This window comes from Desulfothermobacter acidiphilus (assembly GCF_052073645.1).
Classification (GTDB): Bacteria; Bacillota; Desulfotomaculia; order Desulfotomaculales; family Ammonificaceae; genus Desulfothermobacter; species Desulfothermobacter acidiphilus.
Map to the genome: position 1 here is coordinate 1,016,871 of NZ_CM125440.1, position 12,962 is coordinate 1,029,832.

The 12,962-nt window shown below is 55.3% G+C and carries 12 protein-coding genes; 4 read left to right on the forward strand and 8 right to left on the reverse strand.

Annotated elements, in window-relative coordinates; all coding sequences use genetic code 11:
- The first annotated feature begins 20 nt into the window (after positions 1-20).
- The 3 genes from ACTLLP_RS05190 (at position 21) to ACTLLP_RS05200 (ending at position 2,559) form a co-directional block, all read left to right on the forward strand.
- The gene (locus ACTLLP_RS05190; RefSeq protein WP_441057473.1) at positions 21-1,424 is read left to right on the forward strand and encodes an ISLre2 family transposase; all 1,404 of its coding nucleotides are present in this window, start codon (positions 21-23) and stop codon (positions 1,422-1,424) included.
- Positions 1,425-1,560: 136 nt separating this feature from the next.
- On the forward strand, positions 1,561-2,160 hold the full coding sequence (gene yedF, locus ACTLLP_RS05195) for a sulfurtransferase-like selenium metabolism protein YedF (RefSeq protein ID WP_441057476.1): 600 nt from the start codon (positions 1,561-1,563) through the stop codon (positions 2,158-2,160).
- Positions 2,161-2,175: 15 nt separating this feature from the next.
- Positions 2,176-2,559: a hypothetical protein gene (locus ACTLLP_RS05200; RefSeq protein WP_441057479.1), complete on the forward strand. Its 384-nt coding sequence runs from the start codon at positions 2,176-2,178 to the stop codon at positions 2,557-2,559.
- Here the strand turns inward: ACTLLP_RS05200 and recA are convergent.
- From recA to ACTLLP_RS05235, 7 genes are all read right to left on the reverse strand, one after another.
- A complete protein-coding gene (gene recA, locus ACTLLP_RS05205; protein ID WP_441061652.1) occupies positions 2,556-3,593 on the reverse strand; it encodes a recombinase RecA in 1,038 nt (345 codons plus the stop codon). The genes ACTLLP_RS05200 and recA overlap by 4 nt on opposite strands.
- A 187-nt stretch (positions 3,594-3,780) precedes the next feature.
- Positions 3,781-5,229: an ISLre2 family transposase gene (locus tag ACTLLP_RS05210; RefSeq protein WP_441057482.1), complete on the reverse strand. Its 1,449-nt coding sequence runs from the start codon at positions 5,227-5,229 to the stop codon at positions 3,781-3,783.
- A 425-nt stretch (positions 5,230-5,654) separates the two neighbouring features.
- Positions 5,655-6,902 carry a competence/damage-inducible protein A gene (locus ACTLLP_RS05215; protein WP_441057485.1) on the reverse strand — a complete coding sequence of 416 codons (1,248 nt, stop codon included), beginning with the start codon at positions 6,900-6,902 and terminating at the stop codon, positions 5,655-5,657.
- 37 nt (positions 6,903-6,939) lie between these two features.
- Entirely contained in the window at positions 6,940-8,472 is a 1,533-nt protein-coding gene (locus ACTLLP_RS05220; RefSeq protein ID WP_441057488.1) for an AAA family ATPase, read from the reverse strand.
- On the reverse strand, positions 8,462-9,004 hold the full coding sequence (locus ACTLLP_RS05225; protein ID WP_441057491.1) for a hypothetical protein: 543 nt from the start codon (positions 9,002-9,004) through the stop codon (positions 8,462-8,464). Before ACTLLP_RS05225 ends, ACTLLP_RS05220 begins: the two co-directional genes overlap by 11 nt.
- A gap of 263 nt (positions 9,005-9,267) precedes the next feature.
- Complete coding sequence (locus ACTLLP_RS05230) at positions 9,268-9,729, reverse strand: CBS domain-containing protein (protein ID WP_441057494.1); 462 nt, start codon at positions 9,727-9,729, stop codon at positions 9,268-9,270.
- A gap of 159 nt (positions 9,730-9,888) precedes the next feature.
- Entirely contained in the window at positions 9,889-11,118 is a 1,230-nt protein-coding gene (locus tag ACTLLP_RS05235; protein WP_441057497.1) for an IS256 family transposase, read from the reverse strand.
- Between the two features lie 145 nt (positions 11,119-11,263).
- Here ACTLLP_RS05235 and ACTLLP_RS05240 point away from each other — a divergent pair, with 145 nt between their 5' ends.
- Positions 11,264-11,953: an HD domain-containing protein gene (locus tag ACTLLP_RS05240; protein WP_441057500.1), complete on the forward strand. Its 690-nt coding sequence runs from the start codon at positions 11,264-11,266 to the stop codon at positions 11,951-11,953.
- Here the strand turns inward: ACTLLP_RS05240 and ACTLLP_RS05245 are convergent.
- Entirely contained in the window at positions 11,944-12,960 is a 1,017-nt protein-coding gene (locus ACTLLP_RS05245) for an NAD(P)H-dependent glycerol-3-phosphate dehydrogenase (RefSeq protein WP_441061655.1), read from the reverse strand. The genes ACTLLP_RS05240 and ACTLLP_RS05245 overlap by 10 nt on opposite strands.
- Positions 12,961-12,962: the final 2 nt, after the last annotated feature.

The following is a 12,962-nucleotide window of genomic DNA, read 5'->3' on the forward strand; positions in this document are numbered from 1 at the left end:
CTCAGGAGGGTGAGGTCTCTATGCAGATTATAAAGCAGATTTGGGAGAAGTTCCAGAGGGTAGCGGAGCTAACGTTGAAGGTTCTGGAGGAAGGGACCGACTTTTTAAGCTTCGAGGAGAAGCTCTGGCAGGAGCTTAATAACCTGGGACAGGAGGTTTTGAGGGAAGTTTTAGAGGCGAAAGACGCCTATCTTCGGGAGCACCGGGAAAAGCGGCCCGGCTGGCGGGTAGAGCGGCGAAACGATCCCAAAGAAGTACTTACCCTTTTCGGTCTGGTCAACTATAAGCGAACCTATTACCGGCACAAAGAGACTGGGGAGCGGGTGCACCTGATAGATCGGTTGGTAGGTTACGGGCCGCACGCACGGGTTGATCCTCTGGTTAAAGCACAAGCCTTAGAAGAAGCGGTAGATCTTTCCTACCGGAAGAGTGGCGAGAGGGTAGGGAGAGGCAATCGGGAGGTTGTGCTAAGCGGCGAAGCGGTGAAGAAGGTGATTCACAACTTTACACTGGAAGAACTGCCCGAGCCGCCTGGGGAGAAGCGCCGGGGGAAGGTTCTTTATGTGGAGGCGGATGAAGACCACGTAGCAGGTCAGGACGGGAAGAAGTACTTACCCCGGCTGGTTTACATCCACGAGGGGAAAGAGAAGGTGGGGAAAGACAGATACAGACTCAAGCGGCCTTATTACTTGGGAGGGCTTTACTCAGATACGGATGAGCTGTGGTTCGAGGTGTTGAGCTACATCGAGGAGCAGTACGAATTATCTTCTGTGGAGCGGATTTACCTCTGCGGTGACGGAGACAGGTGGATAAAGAAAGGGCTGGAGTTTCTACCGAGGAGCGTCTTTGTCTTAGATCTTTTTCACCTGGACAAGTACCTGGTGGCTGCTTTGGGGCGTGATAGTGATGGTTATAGAGAGATTTGGGCGGCCTTATGGGAGGGTGATGAGGTAAAGGTACAGGCGATTTTGCGGCGGGCGGGCAAAGCTGCGGCGAGTCCTGCGCGGAAGGAAGCGGTACGGGATTGCCGACGTTACATCCGGCGGAACTGGGAGGGGATAATGGCCTACCGGCTTTATCCCGGGGCGGAGTTGGGGGTAAGTGCGGAGGCGCACGTAAGTCATCTCTTCTCGGCACGGTTATCATCCCGACCGATGGCCTGGAGTGCTCGTGGGGTAGACCGGATGGCCCGGTTGCGGGTGGCGAAGGCGAATGGTGTTTCCTTGCGGGAGCAATATGTAGCCCGACGGAAGGAGGGCTTAAAGGCTTTAGAGATCGATAAGGCAGCTGTCGAGGAAGAGAGGCAGAGGCTAAGGAAAATATCGGGTGAGGTGTTCGATAATCTTCCCGCTCTACGGGGTCCGGTAACGTCATTAACCAGAGCCCTCAAAGCTTTGAGCCGGAACATCGATCTTCTTTGGTAGTTCGTCCTGGTCCGGGGACAGTGGGGCTCGAGACTCCTACAGTAGGTTGACACGATCCCTTCCTGGGCGGGCTATTGACAAGAGAGCTGGGGTACCTTAAGCTTTCGTAATAGCTGGAATAATTGGAGGTGATCCTGTGCAGGAAATCGACGCCCGCGGTAAACCCTGCCCCCAACCCGTGCTTATGGTTAAGGAAGTGGTTGATAAAGGGGTCACGGCTTTTATTGTCCTGGTAGACAGCCAGGCCTCCGTGGAAAACGTTAAACGTTTTGCTGAAAGAAGCGGTTTTCAGGTTACGGTGGAAACCAAGGAAGGGTATTTTCAAGTGCGGGGACAGCGGGAAGGGGCAAGTGAACCGAAGGAGACCCCGGCAACTGTTTTCCCCCCAACCGAAGCTTCACCCGTGCAGACCCTGCTCATCCTCTCCGATACCCTGGGTCGCGATGACGCCGTGCTCGGACGCAATCTGGTAAAAATCTTATTAGACACTTTAGCGGTGCAAGAAAAGCGTCCTCGGTGTATAATACTGATGAATTCCGGCGTGAAACTGGCTTGCGAGGATGCCGAGACTCTAGAAGCCTTGGCCGATCTGGAAGCTAAAGGAGTGCAGATACTGGCTTGCGGCACTTGCCTTAATCATTTTGGCCTGTTGCCTTCGCTGCGGGTGGGCCGCCCTACCAACGCCTATGAGGTTACTAACATTTTGTTGGCCGGGGGAGTCCTGACCTGGGGATAAACGGAGGGAAACTTGGTGCGCCGCTATTTTCGCCGCATGAGTTATTTTTCCACGCTTGTTTGGCCTATAGTTCTGGCCTTGGGTATAGCCTTTCTGGCTGTGACCCACCCCCAGTGGCCCCGTAGTTGGTGTATCGCTGCCTTCCTGGCCACCCTTATCTTGCTTCCGGGAGTCTTGCTGGCCCTCAAACTCACTTCCACTCCTCTCACACAAGAACGGGTAACCTTTCTGTGGGGCCGAGCTCCCGGCATTATCGTGGTGCGGCGGGAAAGCGGTGAGGAGGATCGTTTCTACCATCAGGAAATTTTCACCTCATTCGCGGAAGGCAAAATCAAACAGGGAGATACTATCTCCCTGCACTTGCTAGATAAAGATATCGTCAGATGGGAAAAACTTTAGGTCTCGCTCCCTACTTCGGCCTCCCCTTCGGAACTGTCCTGGGGGGCTAGCACCATGGGAGTGGATTGCCCGCTCTTAAGAAACTGGCGTAATTTTTGCTCTAACTCCTGGTAGAGCTCCGGGTGTTCTTTGAGGTACTCACGCACATTCTCTCGTCCTTGCCCCAACCGGATGTCACCGTAAGAGTACCAGGAGCCGGTCTTGGTTATAAGCTTGGTAGCCAGAGCCGCATCCAGCAAGCTTCCCTCGCGGGAGATGCCTTCACCGAAGAGGATGTCGAACTCCGCCTGCTTGAAGGGCGGAGCCAATTTATTCTTCACCACTTTGGCCCGAACGCGGGTGCCAATCCGCTCGGAACCCCGTTTGATGTCCTCTACCCGGCGAACCTCTAGGCGAACGGAAGCATAGAATTTAAGTGCTCGCCCTCCAGGAGTGGTTTCAGGATTGCCGTAACCACCCACCTTCTCCCGGATCTGATTGATGAACACAGCGGTAGTGTTAGATTTGGCAATAACCCCGGTCAGTTTACGTAACGCTTGGGACATGAGCCGAGCCTGCAGGCCTACGTGAGCGTCACCCATATCCCCTTCGAGTTCCGCCCGAGGAACAAGGGCAGCCACGCTATCCACCACTATGATGTCCACCGCACCGCTCCGCACTAGCGCCTCAGCAATTTCCAGCGCCTGCTCACCAGTATCGGGTTGGGACACCAACAGGTTATCTACATCCACCCCCAGCCGCTGGGCGTAAACAGGATCGAGGGCGTGTTCGGCATCGATGAAAGCTGCCACCCCGGCCAGCTTTTGCGCTTCAGCCACGGCGTGCAAAGCCACGGTGGTTTTGCCAGAAGATTCTGGGCCGAAGATTTCCACTACTCGTCCTCGGGGAAAACCCCCAATGCCCAGAGCCACGTCAAGAGCGATCGACCCTGAGGGGATTACCTCGACTTGAAAGCGGCTGGCCGCTTCTCCTAGCCGCATAATGGCACCTTTACCAAACTGGCGCTCGATCTGGGTCAAGGCGTTTTCAAGCATTTTTTGCCGGTCACTCAAAGAAATTCTACCTCCTATTGTCACCTTCACCAGTTATTTTACCAGATCGAGCACCAGCAACTAAATACCCCCTGCGCGTCGAGTGCGCGTCAAGAGTTAGTAGGTGGTTCGGGAGAAAACTTCTCTTCATGGAAACCTCGCCGCCAGGATAGTCCCGGTACCTGCGCCATTAAGGGATCAAACTACTGAGGCTAGGCCGGCTTAGTTCCCGCAACACATGCTTCACCCATGGAGCTCCGGCAGAGGGTCCTCTCAATGCCGGCAACCCAGCTTTATGCCAACTCCCCGCCTCCTCTATCTTCCGCTTTACCTCCAACCGCACCGCTTGAGCCAAATGTTCTTGCCTGGCCAGCAGTACCGGCCAACGAGAAGTGTACTTCTCTAGCTCCCCGTTGGACCGCGCCGACAAAATCCGCGCCATCCTGTCTGCTCCTGCCTCCGTCCAGCTGGCTCCCAACCGCTTCATCCGCCGCGCCACGTTGTGCTGTACCTGCCCCTCTATGGCCCCCAGATGCTCGGCAGCAGAAGAGGTAACTATCCCCGACCAGTTCTCCTTGAGATACTGCCAGAGCTTCTCTATTCTCCTCCTCTTAGCCCCGCGAACTCTCCTTGCTACTCCTCCCAAAATCTTTTCTACCTTCTCCCAGTCCCCCAGATAAATGGCCTGCCTGATCCCACTATAGGCCTCCTCATCGTGCCAAAAAGCCTCTATAAGCCGCCGGTTCAAATGGTAAGGGTCCAAAACGTGTACCGCCCCAGGGAAGTAATCTACCCCCTGCTTGGCCCACTCCGCCCCGTCACTCCCAAGGTGTATCTCCTTCACCTGACCCATGTCCCACCGGCTCGCTACCCCAGAGTAAACTTCCTCCCACATCCTCTCCCCTTCGCCTACACCGCTCGTTACCAGCTTGTCCTTTAAAGCCTTCCGGCCACCCCCAATCGCTTCTTTGCCTGTGTAAGCTACGAAGAGTTTGATCTCTTTCCTTTTCTCTTCGCTCCTTTGAAGCCTTACCACCACCCCGTCGGCCTCTATGTAAAGCCTGGAGGTCTTCTCTTTACCTTCGGGTGTCTCTCCCTTCTCAAAAACGGCTTCTCTCCTGGACTCTCCCTCCTGCCTGAGTGCTTCTCCTACTTCCTGCACGGCCTGCCACACCGCCATGGCGCTTATCCCAGGGACAAAATAACCGAGAATTTCCGCTGCCCGCCTGAAGGGTACTTCGCTCCCAAGCTTCACCGCCATCTCCTTCAAACGCGGCGTGCATCTAGACCTCTCCGGCCAGCCCAGAACCTCGTCAAGAAGAAACCTGGCCTCTCCCGTCTTTTTGTTCCTGTAAAGCCGCCTTTTTACTTTGAATTCCCCAAAGCTGCTAACTACGGTTCTTTCCCGAAAGCCTATCACTTTCCAGGTGCGCTTGTCCCGGGCGTTCACGAGCCAGGTGTCTATTTCCTCGAGGGCCCAGGCGAAGATCTTCACGCAAGCTTCTTGAGAGAGCTTGTACACTTCTTCTTCGAGCTTGTAGAAGTCGCGGCATTCGGTAATTAGTTTGCTAACTTTCTCCCCCAGAAGAAGGATTATGTCCGCAAGAGGTTGAATGTCTGAAATAGGTTGGCTGTGCATGAGACCTCGCTCCTCCTTTCAGTCCATGAAAATTGTCCGTGAGGGGCGAGGTCTCCTCCTTCATGAGTCTCCTCCGTCACCTACTGAAATTGTACGCCCTCTGCGCGTCGAGAGATGCTAGGTGCGCTCTGCTCGAATTCCCCACTGCACAACCCAAGAGCTCTACCCGCACTCTTCTCGCCATCTCCTACCTCTTACACTACTTTCGCTTAAAAGTCACAGCCTGCCTCTACGCCACTCCACTCATCGCAAGCCCTCCCAGGCTCCAAGCGTCAGTAGCCCTAGGAGAAAAAGCCCCACTTTTTCCTTTAATGATCTTTCGCTGAGCCTGCTTTTTTGCCATAACGAGAAAAATTATACCCCCGAGAGAATACAAGCCACCTGCCCCACAGGCCGACGGAAAAGATTTTTTAAAGTGCCGACAGCTAAACCTCTTTTTCCAAATGGCGGCGCAGTAGCATGAGGGCCCCGTTGACCGCCCCCTGACGCACGGCCGCTCGGTGCCCGGAAAATTCGAAGCGCTTTACCTCGGTACCTGTGGAGGTGGCTAGAGCTACGTACACCAGCCCTATCGGCTTCCTAGGGGTAGCGCCACCAGGACCAGCAATTCCCGTAATGCTCAGCCCTAGCGAGCTCCCCAGCAGGCGTCTCACCCCTTCCGCCATAGCCTTGGCCGTTTCTGAGCTAACCGCTCCCACCATCTGCAATGTAGAACCCGGCACTCCCAGCACCCGCTCTTTCACTTCGTTGGCGTAGGAGATGACGCCGCCCAAGAAATAATCCGAGCTCCCCGGCACCTCGGTTAACCGTCCACCCAGCAGCCCACCGGTGCACGACTCCGCCACCCCCAGCGTAAGCCCCCGGTTACGGAGTAGCCGACCCACTACTTCTTCGATCTGCTCGTCGTCGCGGGCGAAAATATAATCGCTCACTCGTTCCTCGACTTTACGGAACAGATCCTCAGCCAGCGCTTGAGCTTGCTCCGGGGAAGCAGCGGTGGCGGCCACTCGGACATGCACTTCCCCCGGCTTAACGATATACCCTATCTTGGGATTGGAGCTCGCGGCTGCCAGGTCTTTCAACTTCTCCTGAACGGAGCACTCGGAAATGCCAGTGAGTTTCAGAATGCGATAAAAGAGGGTCTCGCTACGTTCGCCTAGCCTCGCGCGTAACACGGGCTCGACGTAACGCTCATACATGAACTGGAGTTCCCTGGGCGGACCTGGCAAGACAACCAAAATTTTGCCATTCACTTCCAAAAGGCAGCCGGGTGCGGTGCCATTATCATTCGGCAAAAGCTGCGCTCCGGCAGGTAGGTAAGCTTCTTTCACTACATTGGAGGGCACAGTACGCCCCTGAGCAGTGAAATACTTCTCGATACTCGCCAGGGCTTCTTGGTTGAGCACCAGGGGGACTCCTCGCACCTCGGCCACTGCCCCCATGGTAAGATCGTCCTCGGTAGGCCCCAGCCCCCCGGTTATGATAACCAGGTCGGCCCGCTCCAAAGCTTCTCGTAGCACCCCGGTAATGCTTTCCCAGTCGTCACCGATAGTGATTTGCCTGGTAACCTCTATACCCAGGGCCGCTAGCTTCTCGCCCAGATACTTGGCGTGGGTATTGACTATTTGCCCTAAGAGCAACTCGGTACCAGTGAAGATAATCTCCGCCCTCATCTAGCTCCTAGCCCACCTTTTATTCTTGCGCTCTTTTTCACTTATTAGCTTTACCTCCCCTTTTTTCCTGCTGGCAGGTAGAAGGAACTCGCTCCTGAGCGAAGAGCTCGCGGAAAACCTCCCCGGTCAGGCGCTCCTCTGCCAGCAATCTTTCGGCTATAGATATTAGCCGAGAACGGTTGCCCTCCAGATAATTCTTGACTCGCTCCTCCTGGCGAGAGAAGATCTCTTTCAAGAGTTCGTGGTGTAATTCTTCCGGGACCTCAGCGCTTCCAGCTACTCCCAGGCGGCTCATGCCGGACCGCACCATGGTCTCAGCTATTCGAGTAGCCTGCTCAAAATCATTGGCCGCTCCGGTGCTTCTGGTACCCAGAACCACTTCCTCCGCTATAGCCCCGGCCAGCAACACCGCCAGACGCCCCTCCAATTGTTCCTGGGTGTACAGATAGCTGTCCTCGTCGTATTGCTGCCGGAAGTAGCCCAGAGCTCCTCCTCTTGGGGTTACGGTCAAGGTGGTGACAGAACCTGGCCGTATCCACTCGCTCACCATGGCGTGCCCCGTTTCATGCACCGCCACCCGCCAGATTTCCTCTTTCCCTGGCCTACGCTCGAGTCTGGCCCCCAGCATAACGCGCTCGATAGCCTCCATGAAATGGCGCTGGCTTATGCAATTGGCCCCCTCACGCAGGGCCAGAATAGCGGCTTCGTTGGCCAGGCTTTCCAGATGAGCGCCGGAGAAGCCTAAAGTCTCTTTGGCCACCGCTTCCAGATCCACTTCGGGGGCCAAGGGTTTATTGCGAGTGTGCAATTGCAGAATTTCCAGACGCCCTTCCTTATCTGGCAAGTCCACTCGCACCTGACGATCGAAACGGCCCGGGCGCAGCAAGGCCGGGTCCAAAAGATCCGCGCGGTTGGTAGCCGCTATAACCAGTATGTTTACCTTCTCATCGCCTTTCATACCGTCCATTTCCACTAACAATTGGTTGAGCGTCTGGTCATATTCCAGATGACTGTTAACCTTGCCCCGCTTCCCCCCTAAAACATCGATCTCGTCGATAAAAATTATAGCCCGATTTTTGCCGTTCTGTTGTGCCCTCTCCCGGGCCATCTGGAAGAGGTTTCTTATCCGCTGCGCTCCCACGCCGGCATACATCTCTACAAACTCCGATCCGCTAGCGGCCAAAAACACTGAGTCGGTGTAGCCAGCCGCGGCTTTGGCCAGCAAGGTCTTACCGGTACCGGGTGGCCCGGTAAGCAAAATCCCTTTAAGCGGGCGCACCCCTAGGCGTCGAGCCTGTGGGTAATGGCGGATAAAATCCAGCGCTTCTTTGAGTTCCTCTACGGCTGCCCGCTGCCCTCCGATTTCGGCAAAGGTAATGGTATCGTCGTCCTTGCCCCCCTTGACCACTAGACTACGAACCGCGCCGCGGGAGTGCAGAAAATAGAAGAGCAACCCAAGCGCCCCACCCAGGAAGAGCAGGGGCAACAAATCGTACCCGTTGGCTGCCAAAAAGATAATCAGCGCCGACGCTAACCCCAAAGCCACTTCTTTATAAGGTTTATAAGGCATTTGGAGCACCTTCTTTCGTTACCGCCCGGGGGATAACCGCCACCAGAAAGTGGTTATCACGCACCAGGGTCAAATAAAAATTCTGGTCATCGAGGTACATACGGGCTTGCACTCCAGCCTCTGCAGCGTAGCGCTGCACCTCCCGAGCCATATCGGTATAGCACCCTTGAGCCAGCGCCTGGTAAATAGGAAACTGACTCCGGTAATAAACCTCTTCCAGCACTTTGTCTCGTTGATCGACTAGCCGGAGAGCGAAGGGCTTTTGCCCCATTGCTTGTCCCACCTCCCGGGACAGGCGACGGTAGAAGGTAGGAAGATCGGCCGGTGCCCCTTTCAACTTTATCTCTACCAGCCACCGCCCGGGCTCGTCTTTAACCTCATAGGCAGCAATGTTGGGCTCGTGCTGCATAACTTCTTTTAACGAGTAATGAAAGGCGTAGTGACTATAAGCCCATTGTCCTCCCCACAACAATGCTAAAGCCAATATAAATGACGTTACTAGCACTGGCCACCGCCAATGGAGCCATTGCATAGCTTAAAATCCCCCTTTGCTAAACCCATGCCGGTATATTATAGCATAGGCTGGACCGCGCAGGGGAGAGAGTAAAATATACCTGCGCGCCGAGAGCTAGAGCAGGCGAGTCTCTTGTCAGCTCCAGTTCACCGTCGGGCGAAAAGATGAAGCCTCCGGGCTGGATTTTCTACCAGCAGGCAACGCCGCGCCCCAAAAGTTAAGCCTTCAAGATATAACCGCTCGCACCAGGTAAGGCCCGGCTTTCGATCCGTTTTTCAACGCTAGCCGGCACCCTCGCCGGCATCAGGTGAAGGGAGCCCCCGCGCCACAGCGCGTACCACATCGCTGCGCCGTACCAGGCCCACCAGGCGTCCCTCTCGCACCACGGGAATTTGATGAATGTGACGCTCAACCATCAAACGAGCGAGCTCAGCAAGATCGGTGGTCTCAGTGGCCGTTATCACTGGATAGGTCATGAAATCTTTTACGCATTTTTCTTCCAACAACCGGACCTTCTCTTCCCAACCCCCTTCCTCTCTGAAGGTCCAAACGAACTGGAAGATATCCACCATTATAGGGCGGCGAGGGCGAAGAGCGGACATAATGTCGCCATCGGTGATAATGCCCCTCACCATACCCTCTTCATCCACCACCACTGCACAGGTAACTCCACGAGCCATCATGAGCTTGACAGCGGTAACCAACTTATCTTCTGGGTGTACCACTGCTACGTCCCTAAGCATTACTGCCGCCGCCTGCAATTTCCTCCCCTCCGATCTGCGCTCTAAGCGCAAAACTCGGTTTTATCATTTTAACGCTTGCGCCCACTCTAAGAAAAGGGTCAAGTCCAATTTTGTGTGTAAAATCCCCTCTGGTAGCCTTTGAGGCTTATTAGAGCCTTGTTAAGCCGCCCCTCTCCCGGTCTTATTGGTTTCGGCTTTAACTGTTCGTTCTTGCTCCTGCCTCCATGTCCAGTACTCCGTCATGTCCAGGTAGCGGTGGCCGGTAGACCTTTCCTCGTCTATCTCCATGAGCACCGCACCAATCAGTCTCAACGCCGCTTCTTCATTGGGGAAAATTCCTACTACCCTCTCCCGCCGGCGAATTTCGCGGTTCAGGCGTTCCATGGCATTGGTCGTGCGCAAGCGCCGCCTAACCGGCTCCGGCAAAGCCATAACCGCCATGGCATCCTCAAAACCAGCCTCAAGTCTCTCTATTGCCCTAGGCGCTACGGCCTCAAACTCCTGCACCACCTCCTCCAGAAGTAGTCTTGCCGTATCCATATCCGGCGCTTCAAAAATGTGTCTAAGGCGAGCATGAAGCTGCTTCTGCCAGGACTTGGGACACGCTTCCAGAATGTTGCGGACAAAATGCGTCTGGCACCGCTGCCAACTCGCCCCCTGAAAGTGGATCATAATGGCGTTTACCAGCCCCTTGTGGTCGTCCGAAACCACCAGGTCAACGCCCTTTAGCCCACGCTTCTTTAACCAGTCGAAGAATTCAGACCAGGTAGCCTCAGATTCGCCGTCCCCAATCATCAGCCCTAGAACTTCCCGGTAACCATCCCGGTTAACCCCGCAAGCTATAAGCACACTCTGGGATCTCACCCGCCCACCTTTCCGCACCTTTGTGACCAAAGCATCAACCAGAATAAAGGGATACTCCTTTTCGCTTAAATCTCGCTCATTCCAGGCCTTCACCAAAGGGTCAAGTCGTTTGCAGAGCTCAGATACCGTCGACTTGGAAAATTCCGTGCCGCATAGCTCCTCGACCACTGCCCTGACCTTGCGTGTTGATACTCCATTGACCACCATCTCCATCAGGGCCAGCAACAATGCCTGCTCGCTCCGCTGGTAACGCTCAAACATCTCCGTAGAAAATTTGCCGGATCTGATCCGGGGCACTTCCAGGACAAGCCGTCCGATCCGGGTTACAAGCGGCTTTTCCCGGTGGCCGTTGCGGTACGCTTGTCTTTCCTCTGTGCGCTCGTATGGTTTAGCTTTGAGCTGCTCTGTAACCTGAGCCTCGAGAATCTGATTTAAGACTTGCTCCATCAACCGGGCCAGACCATCGTCCCGGGAAAACAACTGTTGCAGAACCTCGCCATCTACGGTAACCTGGTAATGGGCCATCCTAAATCCCTCCTGGTAGTGTTGGTTGTGTCACTTCTTCAATCTACCAGAGGGAGGGTGGCCCTTCCTGCTTCTAACCACCCTTTTTACACACTATACCGGACGCTACTAAGAAAGCTGCTGACCAGCGAAAGGTGAAGTGGGAATGTGGAAAAAGAATCAATACCTGCCCGTTGGCGGCCGTCGTTTAACTAACACCGGCGCGCTTTCTCCCTTTCTGCTTTGGGAGCACAGCTCGTTCTATGCTACGATGGAAGACAAAGAAGAGAAGGGAGCATCGGATGTGAATCCTTACCGCTTACTCCAGAAATACTACCCACCCTGCACTCCGCTATATCGCTTGCTTTTGACCCACGGCCTCATGGTGGCCCGCAAAGCTTTGCAAGTGGCTGACCGTTGGCCCCTTTTAGCGCTCGACCGCCGCTTTATTTACGAAGCTGCCATCTTGCATGATATCGGCATTTTCCTCACCAACGCTCCCTCCCTGGGCTGTTACGGCACCAAACCTTACATCTGCCATGGGTATTTGGGCCGGGAAATTTTAGAGCGGGAAGGCTATCCCCGCCACGCCTTGGTGGCCGAGAGGCACGTGGGGGTTGGAATCACCCGGGAAGAAATTATTCAACGGCAACTCCCCCTCCCGCCACGCGATATGGTTCCGCAAAGTTGGGAAGAAAAGATCATCGCTTACGCTGACAAATTCTTCTCCAAGGGAGAAGAACATTTAACCCGGGAAAAGACACTGGCGGAAATTGAGGCTGATTTGGGCCGCATAGGACCAGAAAAGGTGGCTATTTTCCGCAACTGGCACCGGGAACTGCAAGGTCAGCAGTAACCGATTTCTTCTATCTCGCGGGTGCGGGCGCGGAGCATGAGGTTCCGCGCCGCCTCCAGAGGAGAGAGCCCTTCGAACAGCACTCGGTAGGTTTCGACAGTGATGGGCATTTTCACCTTGAGTTCTTGGGCTAGGGTGTAGGCTACCTTGGTAGTTCGCACTCCTTCCACTACCATACCCACCGCGGCCAAAGTTTCTTGCAAGCTTTTTCCTTTCCCTATCTCCCATCCCGCTCGGCGGTTACGGCTATGGCGGCTGGTGCAGGTGACGATCAAATCCCCCACCCCCGCCAGCCCGGTGAAGGTCAAAGGGTTAGCTCCCAGCCGCACACCCAGCCGGGCTATCTCCGTCAGCCCCCGGGTCATCAAAGCCGCTTTGGCGTTATCACCAAAACCTATCCCCTCGCAGATACCCGTCCCCAAGGCGATAATATTTTTCAACGCTCCCCCCAACTCCACTCCCACCAGGTCAGGGTTGGTGTAGACGCGGAAGAAGGAACACATCAGCAGCTCTTGAGCCCATTCGGCTGCTTCCCAGCGATGAGAAGCCACCACCACCGCCGTGGGTTGCTCCCGGGCCACCTCTTCGGCGTGGCTGGGTCCGGAAAGAGCCACGTAGCGTTCCAATGCCTCTTCGCCAGCTTCGGTGGCGAAAACCTGGGATAAGCGCAGGCGCGTTTCCAGCTCCAGCCCTTTGGCTCCGTTGATCACATAGGCACCAGAAGGGAAGACAGGCCAGGCTGCCCGTAGCACCTCCCGGAAGGCGTGGGAAGGTACGGCACAGATCACTACCTCTACCCCTTGGAGGGAGTCTTCCAGAGAAGCTGTAGCCACCACTTTTTCCGGCAGGCATACCCCTGGCAAGTAGCGCAAATTCTCCCGACACCGGTTGAGCTCCTCCGCCTCTTCCTTGCGCCGGACCCATAGATTTACCCGGTAGCCTTTGCGGGCCAGGAGATAAGCTAGTGCTGTTCCCCAGCTACCTCCTCCCAAGACGGCAGCGCGCAGAG